The 15,467-nt window shown below is 69.2% G+C and carries 15 protein-coding genes; 9 read left to right on the top strand and 6 right to left on the bottom strand.

All coding sequences use genetic code 11. The features are described 5' to 3' along the window. Window positions 1–83 precede the first annotated feature (83 nt). On the bottom strand, window positions 84–1,091 hold the full coding sequence (locus ACQP0P_RS39905) for a methionine synthase (protein WP_433365984.1): 1,008 nt from the start codon (window positions 1,089–1,091) through the stop codon (window positions 84–86). Between the two features lie 290 nt (window positions 1,092–1,381). Here ACQP0P_RS39905 and ACQP0P_RS39910 point away from each other — a divergent pair, with 290 nt between their 5' ends. Both ACQP0P_RS39910 and ACQP0P_RS39915 read left to right on the top strand, forming a co-directional pair. Continuing rightward, window positions 1,382–3,496: a protein kinase domain-containing protein gene (locus tag ACQP0P_RS39910; RefSeq protein WP_433365986.1), complete on the top strand. Its 2,115-nt coding sequence runs from the start codon at window positions 1,382–1,384 to the stop codon at window positions 3,494–3,496. Window positions 3,497–3,576: 80 nt separating this feature from the next. Then, window positions 3,577–4,728: a S8 family serine peptidase gene (locus ACQP0P_RS39915; protein ID WP_433365989.1), complete on the top strand. Its 1,152-nt coding sequence runs from the start codon at window positions 3,577–3,579 to the stop codon at window positions 4,726–4,728. An 84-nt stretch (window positions 4,729–4,812) separates the two neighbouring features. Here ACQP0P_RS39915 and ACQP0P_RS39920 read toward each other — a convergent pair whose 3' ends face one another. Further along, entirely contained in the window at window positions 4,813–5,229 is a 417-nt protein-coding gene (locus tag ACQP0P_RS39920) for a YbaB/EbfC family nucleoid-associated protein (RefSeq protein ID WP_433365992.1), read from the bottom strand. Window positions 5,230–5,385: 156 nt separating this feature from the next. Here ACQP0P_RS39920 and ACQP0P_RS39925 point away from each other — a divergent pair, with 156 nt between their 5' ends. The 3 genes from ACQP0P_RS39925 to eccB all read left to right on the top strand — a co-directional run bounded on the left by ACQP0P_RS39925 (window position 5,386) and on the right by eccB (window position 8,141). Continuing rightward, window positions 5,386–5,685, top strand: coding sequence for a hypothetical protein (locus tag ACQP0P_RS39925; protein ID WP_433365995.1), 300 nt, complete (start codon window positions 5,386–5,388; stop codon window positions 5,683–5,685). Beyond that, entirely contained in the window at window positions 5,682–6,545 is an 864-nt protein-coding gene (locus ACQP0P_RS39930; RefSeq protein ID WP_433365998.1) for a hypothetical protein, read from the top strand. Before ACQP0P_RS39925 ends, ACQP0P_RS39930 begins: the two co-directional genes overlap by 4 nt. 171 nt (window positions 6,546–6,716) lie before the next feature. Then, a complete protein-coding gene (gene eccB / locus ACQP0P_RS39935; protein WP_433366001.1) occupies window positions 6,717–8,141 on the top strand; it encodes a type VII secretion protein EccB in 1,425 nt (474 codons plus the stop codon). 71 nt (window positions 8,142–8,212) lie between these two features. Here eccB and ACQP0P_RS39940 read toward each other — a convergent pair whose 3' ends face one another. Both ACQP0P_RS39940 and ACQP0P_RS39945 read right to left on the bottom strand, forming a co-directional pair. Next, window positions 8,213–8,983, bottom strand: coding sequence for a WXG100 family type VII secretion target (locus ACQP0P_RS39940; protein ID WP_433366004.1), 771 nt, complete (start codon window positions 8,981–8,983; stop codon window positions 8,213–8,215). Between the two features lie 16 nt (window positions 8,984–8,999). Further along, window positions 9,000–10,211 (bottom strand): hypothetical protein, encoded by a 1,212-nt coding sequence (locus ACQP0P_RS39945; RefSeq protein ID WP_433366007.1) that lies wholly within the window; start codon window positions 10,209–10,211, stop codon window positions 9,000–9,002. 376 nt (window positions 10,212–10,587) lie between these two features. On the opposite strand from ACQP0P_RS39945, the gene ACQP0P_RS39950 reads away from it, so the two are divergent. The 4 genes from ACQP0P_RS39950 (at window position 10,588) to ACQP0P_RS39965 (ending at window position 13,319) form a co-directional block, all read left to right on the top strand. Beyond that, a complete protein-coding gene (locus ACQP0P_RS39950) occupies window positions 10,588–10,932 on the top strand; it encodes a WXG100 family type VII secretion target (protein ID WP_433366010.1) in 345 nt (114 codons plus the stop codon). 40 nt (window positions 10,933–10,972) lie between these two features. Beyond that, window positions 10,973–11,278, top strand: a complete 306-nt coding sequence (locus ACQP0P_RS39955) for a WXG100 family type VII secretion target (protein WP_433366013.1) — start codon at window positions 10,973–10,975, stop codon at window positions 11,276–11,278. A gap of 57 nt (window positions 11,279–11,335) precedes the next feature. Next, complete coding sequence (locus ACQP0P_RS39960; RefSeq protein ID WP_433366016.1) at window positions 11,336–11,716, top strand: hypothetical protein; 381 nt, start codon at window positions 11,336–11,338, stop codon at window positions 11,714–11,716. A gap of 67 nt (window positions 11,717–11,783) precedes the next feature. Continuing rightward, a complete protein-coding gene (locus tag ACQP0P_RS39965; RefSeq protein WP_433366019.1) occupies window positions 11,784–13,319 on the top strand; it encodes a hypothetical protein in 1,536 nt (511 codons plus the stop codon). 67 nt (window positions 13,320–13,386) lie between these two features. On the opposite strand, the gene ACQP0P_RS39970 is transcribed toward ACQP0P_RS39965, so the two are convergent. Together ACQP0P_RS39970 and eccD are read right to left on the bottom strand one after the other, a co-directional pair. Beyond that, window positions 13,387–13,848, bottom strand: coding sequence for a YbaB/EbfC family DNA-binding protein (locus ACQP0P_RS39970; RefSeq protein WP_433366021.1), 462 nt, complete (start codon window positions 13,846–13,848; stop codon window positions 13,387–13,389). 129 nt (window positions 13,849–13,977) lie between these two features. Then, window positions 13,978–15,423 carry a type VII secretion integral membrane protein EccD gene (eccD, locus tag ACQP0P_RS39975; protein WP_433366024.1) on the bottom strand — a complete coding sequence of 482 codons (1,446 nt, stop codon included), beginning with the start codon at window positions 15,421–15,423 and terminating at the stop codon, window positions 13,978–13,980. Window positions 15,424–15,467: the final 44 nt, after the last annotated feature.

Raw genomic sequence — 15,467 nt, forward strand, 5'->3', positions numbered from 1 at the left:
GTCGTCGGCCACGCCAAACGTACCCTTGAGCACCGACGGTCCGCGTCCGTCCTTACCCCGAGTTGAAGCCCCGGCGGCCGGGATCACTCGCCGGGGTCGTCCTGCAGCACCCGGGCGGCCTTGCGGCAGGTGGCCAGGGCCGCCCTGGCGTAGGCGGGTGAGGCCCCGGCCAGGCCGCAGGCCGGGGTGAGCACCACCTGCGAGGCCAGCGTCGCGGCGGGGAAGCCGAGACGGCGCCAGAGCTCGACGGCCGGTCCGGCGACCACGCCGACGTCGGGGAGCCTCGCGTCCACCCCCGGCACGACACCGAGGAAGAGAGCCGTCCCCGCCTCGACGGTCTCGCCGATCGCGTCCTCGTCGCGCCTGTTCAGCAGGTGGGCGTCGAGCGAGACACCCGCCGCGCCCGCCGCGCGCAGCACGCGGAAGGGCACGGCGGGGGCGCAGCAGTGCACGACGGCGAACGTCCCCGCGGGGAACACCGCGCCGAGCCGGTCCGCGGCGACCTGGCGGTCGACCGCGGCCAGCCGCCCGAAGCCCGAGGCGGTCGGCACCGTGCCCGCGAGGACACCCGGCAACCCCGGCTCGTCGATCTGCACCACGATCTGCGAGGCTCCCGGCACCCGGCGGCGCACGTCGGCGACGTGCGCCGCGAGCCCCTCGGCCAGGGACTCCACCAGATCGCGCACCGCCCCCGGGTCGGCGAGCGTCTTGTCGCCGTGCCTGAGCTCGACCGCTCCGGCCAGCGTCCACGGCCCGCACACCTGGATCTTGAAGGGCCCCTCGTACCCCTGGGCCGCCTCCTCCAGGGCGTCGAGGTCGCGGATGAGATGGTCGCGGGCGCGTTTGAGGTCACGGCCCGGCCGGTCGGCGAACCGCCAGCCCGACGGCTGTACCTCCACGGGCATCTCCAGCAGGAGCGACGCGGTGCGCCCGACCATGTCGGCGCCGACGCCCCGGGCGGGCAGCTCCGGCAGGTACGGCAGCGCGGGCGACTCGCCGAGGACCACCCTGACCGCCTCGGCGTGGTCCTCCCCCGGATGCGACCCGACGCCGGTGGCGGTCGCCACGCCCCATGGGTACTGGCTGTTCATCACTGCTCCTGGTTTCACGCGTCGCGACACGGGCGCCGACCGACGCGGCCCGGCCCTTCTCCCGTGCAGAAGGCCAGCTTAGGACCCCCCCGAGCGACTCCCGGCTGGAGCAAGACCCCCGGCGAACCCGGAACTCCCCGCATGCCCCAGAAGAACGGTTATCACCTCCAAAAAGGAATTGATGCCAAAAAGCACACGAAACCAATGAACTAGAGCGGTCAGACTTGCTTTGATAGCTCTTGATCAATACAGAGACGTATGTCTCGATTAGCTGGGTCGGAAGGAACTCCATGGGGGATTTTCACCCATTACTAGCGGAAGATCCGGAGCGCATCGGCGTCCACGTCCTGGTCGGCCGCCTCCTGTCGGATCCGAAGCATGCCGTCTACCTGGGCCATCCGCTCGACGACGACACTCTGCGCGTGATCCGCATGCTGGAGCCCTACCCGGACGCGGACCCGCAGACCCGCGAAAGGATCACGCACGAGCTGTACGCCGCCAAGCGCGTGCCCGGGGCGCACACCGTCCGGCTGCTTGAGGTCGGCTGGTTCGACGACTCCCCCTACGTGGTCCGCGAGCACGTCGAGGGCCGCACTCTGCGCGAGGCGGTGGCCGCCGACGGCCCGCTCTCCGAAGACGCCCTGGAACGGCTCGCCGTCAGCACGCTCACCGCGCTCACCTCCGTCCACCTGATCGGCCTCGTCCACGGCGGGCTCACCCCCGACACCGTGCTCCTCGGTCCCGACGGTCCCCGCATCTGCGACATCGGCCTCGGCGGTACCGGCGTGGAGCCGGACTATCTCGCCCCCGAGCGCATCCGCGCGGAGCTGGCCTCCGGTGGTGAGGCGGCGCAGGCCTCGGGCACCGTTCCCATCCGGGTCCCGTCCTCCGCGGGCAGGCCCGCGGACCTGTTCTCCTGGGCCTCGACGATCGTCCACGCGGCCACCGGGCAACCGCCCTTCGGCGGACGGCCGGAGGCGGTGCTGGAGGCCCCGGCGAACCTGACCGGTGTCCCGTCCCAACTGCGCCCTCTCATCGCCGCCTGCCTGGACAAGAGCCCGGAGGCTCGGCCCGACGCCAAGGTGGCCATGATGCGGCTGCTCGGCGACCAGGCCGCGGACCAGGTCATGCCGATTCCCCGGCATCCCTCCGAGGACGGCACCGGCGTCCCCGACACGAACCCCGGGCCGGGGGACGGAGCCACGCATCCGCCCGCGACCCGGCTCTGGAACGCACCGCCCCTGCCAGGAGGCCCACCCCCGGTGGCCGGGGCCGTGATCACCTCTCCCGTAGGGGAGAAGCGCAAGACCGGCGGCCTGCCTCTCATGCTGGTGGCCGGCGTCGGTGTGGTCGCGCTGCTGTCCGGCACCGGAATCTGGGCCGCCGGGAACTACGCCTCGCTCGGCGACGCGGGACGGGCCGCCGACGCGAGAAACGCCGGCTCCCCACTGGCCCTGGCCGGCCAGTGGCAGGGCCAGGAACAAGGACAGGGCGCCGGAGGCGATCCGACGAACCGAGTGACCGTGCCGTGGGGTACCACGCCGGAGCCCGAGGTGGGAGACACGGGAGACGTCGGACCGCTGCGGCTGCCCACCGACACTCCCACGGAACCGATGCTGAGCCCGCTCATCTCACCGCCGGCTTCGGTGCCGGCGATCCCGACCGCCGTGCCCACCGCGCCGCCCGCGGCGCCCAGCACGACACCCGCGGCGCCCAGCACGACGCCCTCCCCGACGAAGAAGGCCGACACCCGGAAGACGCCGACGGCCCAGGCTTCCAAGCCCGGGCGGACCTCCAGACCGTCCGCCACTCCGACTCCCGAGAGGCCCGCGCCCAAGCCGACGGCGCAGCCGACCACGACGCAGGAGGAGCCCAAGGAGACTCGGGCCCCGAAACCGACCACGAAGCCGACCACCGCGGCCCCCAGGCCCACGAAGACGACGGCACCGCCCGCGCCCAAGCCCACGAAGACGACGGCACCGCCCGCGGCCAGGCCGACGGCCGAACAACCGGCCGCGGCACCGCCGGCGGCCAAGCCGACGACCGCGCCCCCGAAGGCGGCACCGCAGGCGGCCTCACGTTCCAACCCCTACAGCGCCCAGCAGGTCTGTGGGGCGGGTTACTACGTGCAGCGGTCCTCCTCGTTCGGCGGCGGGACCACCTACCAGCTCTACAACACCTCGACCGGCTCCAACTGCGTGGTCACGATAAAGAGCGCCGACGTCGGCGTCTCGACGCAGATCTGGGCGACCCTGGAGGTCCAGAACGGTGGCAGCCACACCGACCGCGGCAACTACGAGTACTACGCGGGCCCGGTCTACCTCCCCGCCAGGGGCAAGTGCGTGCGCTTCTCCGGCGGCGGGCCCGGTGGCAGCACCAGCCAGGACTGGGCGAACTGCGGATGACACCGCGATGACATGAGGGATCCCTTCCCCCGGCCCGTTCCGGGGGAAGGGACACCGTTCACGCTCTGGGAGCCATTCGAATGATCAGCGGGAAACTCGTCGCGGCTACGGTCGCGCTGGCCGTCGCGACCCCGCTTCCCACCGGGTGGGCCGGAAGGACAGCCGACTGCTCCCCGCCACGCGGGACGATGAGCATCGGGGAGAGCTGGGCACAGCGGCGCCTCAACCTCCCCGAGGTGTGGCGGCTGACCAGGGGATCGGGGGTGAAGGTCGCGATCGTCGACAGCGGGGTGGACACCACCCACCCGCAGCTGACGAAGGTGCGCAGGCGGATCGACCTCACCGACACGGGCGCGGGCGACTGCGTCGGGCATGGTACGGCGGTGGCGGGCATCATCGTGGGCACCGAGAACCGGGGAGTGCCCTTCGCCGGGGTGGCGCCGGAGGCCACGCTGATATCCATCAAACAGACCAATGAGGAGAACGGGGAGGTGAGACTGCTGGCCCACGGAATCCTGCGGGCCGTCCAGCTCGGCGCCGACGTGATCAACGTGTCGGTCCGTGCCCCCGACCGGCCCGAACTGAAGGCGGTGGTCGCCTACGCCCTCGCCCAGGACGTGGTGGTGGTGGCCGCCGCCGGCAACGTCACCAAGGACGACGGCACCTCAGCGCCCGCCTATCCGGCCGCCTACCCCGGTGTCCTCTCCGTCGGCGCGGCCGGGCCGGACGACGCCAGGGCCGAATCCTCCAGCACCGCCACCCCGGTCTCCGTACTCGCTCCCGGCGTCGGAGTCACCTCCACCTCCCCGGGCAGGGCCTACCGCGAGAACCTGGAGGGAACCAGCTTCGCCGCACCGTACGTCACCGGGGTGGTGGCGCTGGTGCGCGCCCGCCATCCCGCACTGGACCAGAGCGCCGTGCGACGGCGCATCAGGCTGACCGCCGACGGCGGCGCCGGAACCGGGACCGGGGCCGGGATGATCAATCCGCTGCTGGCCGTGTCGGCGATCCTGCCCTCGGAGTCGGTGGCGATCGCACCGGACGAGCCCGTCCCGCTACCGGCGGAGGCGATCCTGCCCGCCCCCGTGGAGGACGCCCGCGCGGTCGCGATCGCGACCTGGATCGCCCTGGTCTCGACCGTCGCGGCGATCCTGGCGGTTCTGGTCAGAGTGGTGATCCCGCTGGGCCGGCGCCGGGGATGGCGACCGGGCCGGGTTGGAAGCGGCGGATGAGGGTTCGAGGGACCGGCGGGTGAAGGGCACGGGAGGAACCGCCGGGGCAGAAGAGCACCGGCGCGTTCCCCCACCCCGGCTCCCTCAGTGGCCGCCCGGCTTCCGCACCTGGATGTTCTCCAGGGAGCGGGCGAACTCCTCATAGGACATCGTCATCTGCTCCTGCACCTTGTCGAAGTCCGGCGGGTCCGCCGTGAGTCCCGCGGCCTCCAGGAGTTCCCGGGTCCTGCGCTCCCCGTCCGCCCTGGCCTCGTCGATCGCCTTCATGAGCTCCTCTGCCAGGGTCTGGCTCTCCAGGCGCATCACCCGGGGGTTGAGCTCGATCCTCTCCACCTGCCCCCCTCCGTTGGCGGTCACACCGATCAGCCCGTCGGCGCCCGTTCCGGTGCCGCGCACACCGTCGAGCTCCTCCTGGAGATCGGCGAGGCGCTGGATCGTCTCCTCCGTCTCCCGGCCGATCCGCTCCAGGTCTTCCAGCCCAAAACCGGTGGAATCGAACACCACGCGCCCCTTCTGAACATCAGGTGCCCCAAGGCGATCCAGATCACTCCTGACACGGAACAGAACACAGGGTACTGTCAAGATCGCCTAAATATCGCCCCAACAGTATGGATTCAGAAAATGAGTTACAGACATCCACGAACAGGGAGATGACTCATGGCTCAGGACAAGTACGTCACCTCCTCCTGTATTGCGAACATCCAGCGCAACCTCGGTGAGTACGCGATACCTCGCTTCGAGGCGTTCCAGACGAGCATCGACGACACCGATGTCAGCTTCCCGGGGTTCGGCACGATCGGCCTTCTCCTCGGCAACCAGTACGGGGACGCCCAGGGCGGGGTCAAGAAGGCCACCGGTGACTGCATCACCGCCCTGAGGGGCTGGGTCACGTCACTGGAGACCATCGAAAAAAACTGGAAGGCCGCCGAAGAGGCCAGCACGGTGAAGTACTCATGACGCCCCCGGTGGACCTGAACCGTGCCACACCACGCGACCCCAAGGCGGCCCCGGCCCAGTTGGCGCGCGCCGCGAATCGCGCCGAGACGGCCGCGCTCCGGTCGGCGAGCAGCGAGATGGCGGCCGCCTCCGCGAAGGCGTTCGAAAACCTCAAGCTGAGCTCCAGACTGGTGCCCTCACTGATGGTGGCGGTGACCATCGTCGGCACCGCCGTGGCGAACGTCGTGGGGATGAGCGACGCCAGGGCCAACTGGAACGCCCTCGCCAAAGAGCTCGAAGTCGCACTTCCCGGTGTCATCGGCAACACGGTCTTCCTGTCCCGCGGCAACTGGCAGGCCGACGACCGGGAAGCGTTCCTGCACGCGGCCGCGGAGCTCGGCGGCCAACTGCAGAAACTCAGCGGTGTCTGCTACAACATGGAGGGCAGTGTCAACGACGTACGCACCGCGTACGTCACCTACTGGACGGGGATAGGCACGCTCGCCGCGGCAGTCCTGGCATACATTGTGGCCGCCCAACGATTGAGGCGCACACCGGCCACGGCTGCGGCGGCGGAGCTGCAGTTACAACGGCTCAGCGTCCTCGTCAACAGCCGTGCCGCCCAGATGACGATGCTTCTCGGGGGCTTTCTGACTCTGATGGGCACCACCATGACCTCTCTCGTAGCGGAGATGTCCAGCCTGAACCACGTCATGCCGACCGAGAACCTGAAGATCGACTTCCGGAGCATTGAGATCTCCACAGCGCCCCCCTCGGCGTGGGTGGCCCCCAAGCGTGAGGTCGGTGCCCCCATCATCGAGGAACCGGACCCCCAGGTCGACCGCGCCATTAAGACGATCACAAATATCCCTGGGGGATAGTGGGAACGGGCCTCGTCCGGGCCGCCCCCGAGTCCCGCGGGATCTCTTCACCACCCCGCCGCCGACCGGAAACCCCGCCGTCGGGCGGCATTCACCTCGCGGCCGGATGCGACAGAAAGAAGATCACGCTTCTATGCTGTCGACGGCCACACCCTGCGAGGCGGAGGTGAGATGCAGACTCGGCGCGACCTTTACCAGGCGCACAAGCTGATGACCCAGCGCCTGAACATGGCCCTGCTCCAAGGGGAACCGGACCTGTCCGAGTCGCCGATGCGCAGGCTCAACGTGGCCATGTTCTGCGGCGTGCTGATCGCGGTGCTGGTGACGGCCGGCTTCGGCATCGTCGGGCTGATCTTTCCCGGGGGCGCGACCTCGCTCACCGACCCGGGTCTGGTGATCGTGGAGGAGGAGTCGGGCGCGACCTTCGTCTACAGCGCGCCGCGCGGGGAGATGCTCCCGGTCGCCAACGTCACCTCCGCCCGGCTGCTGCTGGGCGCTCAGGAGGTGAAGGTGCGCACGGTCACCTCGGCCTCCCTCTCGGGCTTCCGGCGTGGCACGCTGGTGGGCATTCCCGGTGCTCCCGAGTCACTGCCCGCCCACGACAGGCTGGTCCGCACCCCCTGGTCGGTCTGCGTGGTGGAGGCCGAGGACGCCCGCGGCGAGCGCAGGCCGCACACCTCGCTGGTCGGCGGCCTGAACGTCGGCGGCCGCCCGATCGGCTCCGACAGCGCCATGGTCGTCGAGGAGGGGGGCCAGACCTGGCTGCTCTGGTCGGACCAGCGGATGCTCGTACCCGCCGAGAGCGCGCGGGCGCTCCCCGACGGGCAGCGCCGCCAGGTCCCCGCGGCCTGGCTCAACGCGCTGCCCACCGGGCCCGACTTCCGCGGCCCGGCGATCCCGGACCTCGGCCGTGCGGCCCGCGGACCCGGCGGGGAGAAGTCCGCGGTGGGCCGGGTGTACACCGTGCCCGCGGCGGTCGGCGGTCCCGCGAAGTGGTACGTCCTGCTCTCCGACGGACTGGCGGCCCTCACCCCCGTCCAGGCCGACCTGCTGCTGCAGAACCCCGCCAGCAAGAAGGCGTACGGACGGGCGCGGGTACGGGCGATCGAGACGGACGCCGCCAGCGCGAACGGGATGAACGTCTCGGCCACCCGTCTGGACTCTCGCGGGCTTCCCCCGGCCATGCCGAAGATCGTCGTACCGAGTCCGACGGACCCGCTCTGCTCCGTCTACTCCGACAGCGAACGCGGCTCGACCCGGGCGACACTGACGATCGAGAGCACGGTACGGATTCCCGCGCCGCCGGCAGGCCGGTTCGATCAGGACACGGTCGACCAGGTGGTGCTCCCGCCCGGCGCCGGCGCCCTGGTGGGGGTGTTGCCGAGCAACGGCAGGCTGGAGGCCGTCCGGTCGGTCTACCTGATCGGCGACCAGGGGCGGCGGCACTCCGTCCGGTCCGTGGAGGCGCTGCGGAGCCTCGGCTACACGGAGAAGGACGTCGCCCCGGTGCCCGCGCAGATCATGCTCCTGATCGCCGAGGGCCCGGCGCTCGACCCGGTGTCCGCCAGGAAGCCGGTGCCGGTCGCCGGCGGCTGACCGGCGCGTTCCCGGCCCCGGAATCCTCCGGCTGCCGCGGACGTCACCGAGGCGGGGAAACGGACCTACCGCTACCAGCCGAAATCCGGAAGCATCGACGGTGTCTCCACCTCGGGCATCTTGGGCGGGGGAACGTTCAGCCCTCCGCTGGACGAATCGTAGTTGAGGGCTTGGGCGAACTCGGGGGTCTTCTTCGTGACGGCCTTCACACCGGGCAGTCTCTGGGCCTCCTGGTTATAGTAGACGGCCACGGCGCTGACGATCCCGGTTATCTTCCAGACCCCCTTCGTGTGCGCGGTCACGATCTTCTGCACGATGTGCGCGAGCTTGGCCACGATATTCATCGCCATGCCTTCCGCGCTCAGCGCGTATACGCCGGAGCGGCGAGCCCAGTAGACGAACCCCGTCAGTCCGGTCAGAGTCGTCGCTATGCCCATGCAGACCTGGGCACCCACGTGGTAGATCTCCGCCGACACGTCGAGGGTGTCTCCCACTCCCTTACGGAGACGCTCAAGCTGCGCGAGGCTTTTGTCGAAGTCGGTGAAGTTCTTGCTGAACGTCTGGTAGGCGACGCCCGTCCATTGCCCGTTGGCCCCGATCTCCCGCACCAGCTGCCCCAGCTCCTGCCGGAGACGGGCGATGTCACCGCTCCCGGAGGCCGGCGCGGCACCGGCGGGTGACGTGTCGTTCCACCGTGCCGCGGCACTCCGCATCTCGCCCGGGTCGGAGACCAGCAATCCGATCGCGAACGAGATGGGCCGCGCGTACGGCATGACGATCGCCGCCATCCCGGACAGGGCGAGTGCCTCCAGGTACAGAGCCCGATCAGATGTGAACAACATCGCGGATACCTCTTCCCTACCCGATCACCGCAGGCGCCACATCTCCGTCGCCGCCCCAGACGCTCTCCTCCTCCGAGAGCCAGGTGGAGCGTTCACGGTCCCCCTCCCCCTCGCCGCCCATTCCGCCGCCCATGGGGGCCATCGGCATCATAGGCATACCGCCTGTTCCCAGACCACGTCCCACCCCCGTGCCCTGGCCGAGCGCACCCGAGCCCGTTCCACCGGAGAAGGCGCCTCCGCCTCCGATTCCGCCTCCGGTTCCGGTGCCGGTGGTGGTTCCGGTGCCGTACCCCGCGCTCAGTGCCCGGTCCATGGCCGAGCCGTCCATCCCCGGTGTCCGCAGATCCGGGACTCCCGGCGTTCTCGGCAGGTTGGCCAGGGCATCCGGCACAGCCGTCTTCGGGTCGTATCCGGCGAGCTGGGTGTTGAGCGTGTTCTCGCCCGGCGTACCGGCGTTGAGACCGCCCAGATCCGGCGAACCGATGTCGCCCGGACCGTTCTGGCCCCGATCGAGGTCGGGGAGCCGCGGGAGGTCGTCGGCACCGGGGACAGTGGGCAGGTCACCGGAACCGGGAACGCCGGGCAGGTCACCGGAACCGGGGACGCCGGGCAGGTCGTCGGCACCGGGGACAGTGGGCATGTCGCCGGCACCGGGAACGCCGGGCAGGTCACCAGGGCCCTGCGTGCCGATGCCCCCCGCATCGGGGTCGAACGGAGGCATTTCGCCCGCCCCTCCACCGAAGTCCGAAGGATCGATCCCTTCACCGAAGTCCGAAGGATCAATGCCTGCGCCTGCGCCTGCGCCTGCGCCTCCGCCTCCGCCGGAGTCCGGAGGGCCGTTGCCGGTTCCGGCGGCCTCCGCCTCCTTCGCGTTCTTCGCGGCGCCGGAAAGCGCCTCGTTCCAGGACTCCAGAACCTCTCTGGCCTTCACCAGGGCCTCGGCGGCGCTGTCACGCACCTGGCGATGCACCACGTTCAGACCTCCGCCGATGACGCCGAAGGTGAGCGTGTGCATATCGATGGCCTTGGTCCTGTTGCCGAGTTCCGTCATCACGGAAGCGCGTTTTCCCACGTTCTCGCCGAGAGCGGTGACCTTGCCGTGGTCCATCTTGAACGCGGGGTCCGTGAGACGCGGGTCCACGACGCCCGGCTTCATGTTCGGATTCGGCAGACCGTAGGGGCCATAAGGGTTGGATCCTGAGGAGTCGGTCACAGTGCCCTCCAGCATGGGGACGAACCTCGCGAAAACCAATCGCGTCGATCACGCAGATTACGTCAACCCTTCGGAAGCCGTACAGGGCGATCCCCTACTCGCCGCCACCAAAAAAGACATAGCCCTACAAAAGGGAATATATAGTCATATTGCCAACCACTGGGCTCCCGAGAGGCCCATCACGTCGAGGCGGGCATACCGGGAGTCGTCGCCGACACAACTCATGCGAGCCCACGAAGGCCGCAACACGCATATATAAAATATATACATAATTGTAGTCGAATATTAATTTGGTCACCCGGCGCTACTGTGACACTTGATCACTACTGTGGTTTTCGTCGCTTCTGTCCGGCCGTACGGGAGCGGGCGAGCGCGAACAGATCATGTGGAGGTGACCGTGGCGCAGCAGGCACAGGTAAGCGAGCACGATCTACAGGAAGCCATCAACTGGATCGGGGACTCTGCAGAACGAATCCGTACCATCCAGCGGAACCTGGACACGGCGGGAGCCGAGCTCCATGTCAACTGGGCGGGCCAGTCGCATCACGCGTTCGCCAAGATTCACCGGCTCTGGCACGAGCGCATCGACGTCATCCTGTTGAGCCTCCAGGAACTCGCGAAGAGCATTCAGATGAACAACCAGAACTACCGGGCGTTCAACGAGCAGGCGACCGCCTCGATCAACCAGATCGAGGGCCTCATCAACGCCGCGGCTCCCGCCGGCTCCGGCAGATAAGCCGCCCTGACCTGCTCTTCAAGAACGAACGGAGACCGTAATGACTGACAGTTTCGACGTTACCAAGGTCAACTTCGGCGGCATGGAGGTCGGAGAGGGCGCCTTCCAGTCGGCCTTCAACAACCTCGTCGGCGAGTTGGGGGACCTGGAGACGAAGCTCAACCAGAAGACCGCGATCTGGCAGGGCTCCGCTCAGGAGGCCTACACCATCACCCGGGCGACCTGGCAGACCGAGGCGAAGGGCCTGTCCGACATCGTGGCGCTGCTGGCCAAGAACATCAGCATCACCCGGATGAACATGCAGGACGTTGAGCGGATCAACGCCTCCATGTTCGACGGCAGATGATCGAAGGTACATCTGTACGGCCCCTCTCGGCCACCGAAGGCCGAAGGGGCATGAGACGTGACCGTGAACGGAGAGGTCGACATGGGCGACGGTGGGATCGAGGTCACTCACAAGGTCGTCAAGGACGCCAAGAAAGACCTTGAAGGAATCCTCGGGTTGTTGAGCCCCGCTCCGACCGACCGGAGGGCGACTCCCGTCTTCGCCTCGAACGGCGCCATCCAGCAGCTGCTCCAGGACCCTGCGGCGATCGGCGGTTTCTGGCCCGCCGCGCAGGGTTTCCAGGCGAGCGTCCGCAGCGCGGAGAGCGCGGTCGGCGGCTCCTACACGGAGATCGCAAGACAGGTCACGAACGCCGTCGGACTGCTCCAGGCGGCGATCACCCGCCTGGAGAACGCCGAGCGCGAGGGAACGACGCACGCCGAACAGGCGCAGGTCTGACAGGCACGGGACACGTATGCGCGACGGGACAGGCCGCATGTCGGCTCGAAGGGATGGGTGAGGGGCCGTGGTCGCCAGAGAGATGCCGATCAGGCAGCAGATCGACACATCCGAGTTCGGCGGCATCACGCTGGATCTGTTGAGGACCTCACTGGGCAATACCAAACCGGAGCTGGTCGAGAACGCCGCGGCGGAGTTCAGGTCGGCGATGGCCAACCTGAAGGCTCTGATCGTCACCCTCGACCACCACCTCGACGCCTTCAACAAGCACTGGACCGTCGGCGAAGACGCCAAGATCGTCAAGGAGCAGCTCCAGCGGATCCGCGTGTCGGCGCAGAGCCTGGTCGACACGATCGTGGCGCCCGCTCCCTCCGGAACCAACCCCACGGGGGTCGCTCCCGCCCTGGAGATGTACAGCACCACCTTGAAGGCGTTCAGGGGAGATCACGTGCCGCAGAACGCGGACCGAGATGTCTCCTTCCTGGAAGGGGCCTTCCAGGGCGGGGTGACCGGCGCCGCGGCCGGCGGGGGAGTGGGCGTCTTCTTCGGTGGGGTCGGCGCCGCGCCAGGGGCCGTCATCGGAGCCGTCACCGGCACGGTCATCGGGGGCGCCACGTCACTGTTCACGGACGGGCCTTTCCAGAACATGTTCGGCGACTCGAAAGAGGAGCGGGACATGAAAGCCGCCCAAAAGCACCTGAAGGCGCTGACCGCGGCCACGGCCCAGGTGAACGAGGCCTTTCCGCAGTCGGTCCGCACCGACATCCCGGAGTTCACCCCGCCCGGCATCGTCATCCCCACCACCGACACGCCCCCGGGGGGCCCCAGGCCCGGCGCCGGCGTGTACCCCCCGGGCGGAGGACAGCCCTACACCCCGGCCCTCGCCATGAACGGCTTCACACCGAGCTTCGGGCAGGGGGGGCCGGACGACCTGAGGGGTTTTGAAGATCCGAACGGCGGCGTGCCCGGGGCCGGGGCCGGCCAGAGCGGATCCGGAACAGACGGATCCGGAACGGACGGATCCGGCCAGAACGGATCAGGCCAGAGCGGATCCGGAACAGACGGATCCGGAACGGACGGATCCGGCCAGAACGGATCAGGCCAGTACGGATCCGGAGTGGGCGGCGGGTATCCCGGCGGCGCGGGCGCCGATGGTTCGAGGGGAAACATCCCAGATCCGGCCGGAAATTCCGGAGGCGACACCGAACTGGCCGGCTACAACACGCAGCTGAACAACCTCGCCGGCGGGCAGCACCTCCCGGACAACGCCAACCTGCGAGGCCCCGCAGGAATCGGTCCGGGGAACGCCACCGCGGGCACCGCCTCTCCCCTGCTGCCCGGGAGCGCCTCTCCCCTGCCGGGGAGCACCTTCGGCCACGGAGGCGGCGGACCGGGAGCCGACTCCAGAGGGATGAGCGCCGCGCGTGGTCCCGGCACCTCGGGATCGATGATGCCCTTCCTCCCGTACGGTGGAGGCTCCGCGAACGAGGGCAATGAGGAGCACTCGCGGAGTACCTGGCTGCTGGAGGACGAGGACCTTTTCATGAGCGACAGGCCCGTGACGTCGCCCCTGATCAACGGGGCCTCGAAAGACAGGCGGTGACTCCGCCTCCCAAGCCCGAGCTCACGAAGGAGCGGGCCAGGTCACGGCGTCCCGGCGGTTCACGGGCTCACAGGTCGAGGCGGCGGCCGATACGGTCGAGCTCGCCCATCGCGTCCTCGAAGGTCCGGTTGTAGACCGCCTCCGCCTCCCTGACCTGACTCAGCACCGCGTCGGGGTCGTTGAGGTATCTCATGGGGTTGGCCTCCTCCCCGAACGCCGTCTCCATGATCTGGCCGATCCGCTCCTGAAAATCCTGGGCCGCGGCGCGAACGGTCTCCTTGACCTTCTCGGCGAGCTCGCCCGAACTCAGGCGCATCGCCTTGGGGTTGAGTTCCAGCTCGCGCAGCCCGTCGCTCGCGTACTCCGCGGTGATCAGCCCGTCCTCGTCCCGCGCGCGCCCGACCACCGTGGCGGTGACCTTCTGGACCTCCTCGATCTGGGCGACGTGCCTTTGGGTATCCCTCAGGAACCTGTGGACGTCGACGTTCGCGAAATCTCCGAGTTCCGCCATCCGCTGCTCCGTCTCCATCCCGATCAGGATGACCGCCGTATACGCACCAAAAGGCACATCCGGCTACTTGCGCACCAACCTAACCGATCCGCATGCTCCCGGGATACCAGCCGGATTCCCTTCCCCGGTCCCGCGGGGAGCGACACCTCAGCCGGCCAGACCGCGCACCCAGGAGTAGACGTCCAGTATGCCGAGGGCGAGCGGGAACAGCGCGACGATCAACAGAACCTCCAGGATGTCCCCCGCACGCCCCCAGAACGGAGAGGGTCTCCCCGACGGCAGCCACAGGCCGACGCCCGCCGAGATCCCCGCGACGCACAGCAGTGCCATCACCGCGGCGATCGCCGCGACACCGCCCGCACCGGCGACCTGCAGGACCAAGAGGGCGACGACCCCCGCGAGCCCGGGGATCACCAGCCAGAGCCGCTGGCCGAGCCCCTGGAAGACACGGGCCCGCATGACGAGCGTCAGCGACATCGTCAGCGCGGTGGTCGCGGTCAGCCAGCCGTCGTCCATCGCGAGATACAGCAGGGTGACCAGCGCCACCATGCCCATCCCGGCGACCAGTCCGGTCGCGTAGCGCTGCGCGTGAACGGTGCGCTCGCGAATGGTCTCGCCGTCGATCTGCTCGTTGTCGTTGCGCAGTTCCTCGGCGCTGGTCGGCAGCACGGGCATCGGCAGACGCGCGAGTTTGAAAGACAGCATCGGGATCAGCGGGCTGAACGCCAGCAGGACCGTGAGGGTCACCGTGGCGACTCCCGTGGGAGCGGCCCCGAAGACCATCACCACGGCGGCGCCCAGTGCTCCGGCCGTCGAGGCGATCGCGGCGCCCAGGAAACCCGGCGCACCGTCGGCGATCGCCACCACGCCGACGGTGGCCACCAGGGCGACGGAGGCGAAGGCGGCGAGCATGTTCGGCGCGCCGAAGCCGAACGCTCCCTCGGCGCTCGCGGGCGCCATGAGCCCGGCGAAGAAGCCGTACGGCAGAGCCGCGTAGCCGATCAGCGCGCCCGCGGACGAGTCGCCCACGGCCCGGGACAACGCGGTGCCCACGGCGATCAGCAGGCCCGCGAAAACCGAGGCGAGCACCACGGAGACCGTCCACGGCGGTCCCATCGTCGTCAGCGTCACGGACCCGGCGGTGAGGACCGCCGTCGCACCCCCCACACCCATCAGACGAGTGTGGCGGTCGGCCCATCTGCCGTTGCCCTCCGTCACACCCGTGGCGACCACGTCGGCCACGTCGTCGAACATGGCAGGAGGCAGCACGGACTCACTCGGCCGGAGGTAGAGCACCTCGCCGTCGAGCACACCCAGTGCCCCGAGATTCTGGCCGATGTCCAGCGGATGGCCGCCGAGTCGCTGGAGCACCCATCCGGGAGCCGCCGCCGAGTCGCCCCCGGCCTCGCCCGCGGTACGCAGCAGGTCGGGCAGCACATGGGACAGCGGAATGTCCGCGGGCACCGCCAGGTCGGCCTTCCGGCGGGGAGCCACGATCGTGACGTGGCACAGCGACGGCAGCGGCGCGACGAACCGGGCCGGTGTGCTCTGCGATGTCGGCCCCTGATCTGGCGGTTGAGTCAGCGCCTTCACCGTCGTACCTCATCTCACCACGTACATCACGAATATCACCTAGA

It is taken from the genome of Streptosporangium sp. CA-115845, from assembly GCF_050943795.1.
Classification (GTDB): domain Bacteria; phylum Actinomycetota; class Actinomycetes; order Streptosporangiales; family Streptosporangiaceae; genus Streptosporangium.

Coding starts and splice junctions, on each gene's coding strand:
- ACQP0P_RS39905 (WP_433365984.1), bottom strand. CDS start 1,091: ATGAACAGCCAGTACCCATGGGGCGTGGCGACCGCCACCGGCGTCGGG.
- ACQP0P_RS39910 (WP_433365986.1), top strand. CDS start 1,382: ATGGGGGATTTTCACCCATTACTAGCGGAAGATCCGGAGCGCATCGGC.
- ACQP0P_RS39915 (WP_433365989.1), top strand. CDS start 3,577: ATGATCAGCGGGAAACTCGTCGCGGCTACGGTCGCGCTGGCCGTCGCG.
- ACQP0P_RS39925 (WP_433365995.1), top strand. CDS start 5,386: ATGGCTCAGGACAAGTACGTCACCTCCTCCTGTATTGCGAACATCCAG.
- ACQP0P_RS39930 (WP_433365998.1), top strand. CDS start 5,682: ATGACGCCCCCGGTGGACCTGAACCGTGCCACACCACGCGACCCCAAG.
- eccB (WP_433366001.1), top strand. CDS start 6,717: ATGCAGACTCGGCGCGACCTTTACCAGGCGCACAAGCTGATGACCCAG.
- ACQP0P_RS39940 (WP_433366004.1), bottom strand. CDS start 8,983: ATGTTGTTCACATCTGATCGGGCTCTGTACCTGGAGGCACTCGCCCTG.
- ACQP0P_RS39945 (WP_433366007.1), bottom strand. CDS start 10,211: ATGCTGGAGGGCACTGTGACCGACTCCTCAGGATCCAACCCTTATGGC.
- ACQP0P_RS39955 (WP_433366013.1), top strand. CDS start 10,973: ATGACTGACAGTTTCGACGTTACCAAGGTCAACTTCGGCGGCATGGAG.
- ACQP0P_RS39970 (WP_433366021.1), bottom strand. CDS start 13,848: ATGGAGACGGAGCAGCGGATGGCGGAACTCGGAGATTTCGCGAACGTC.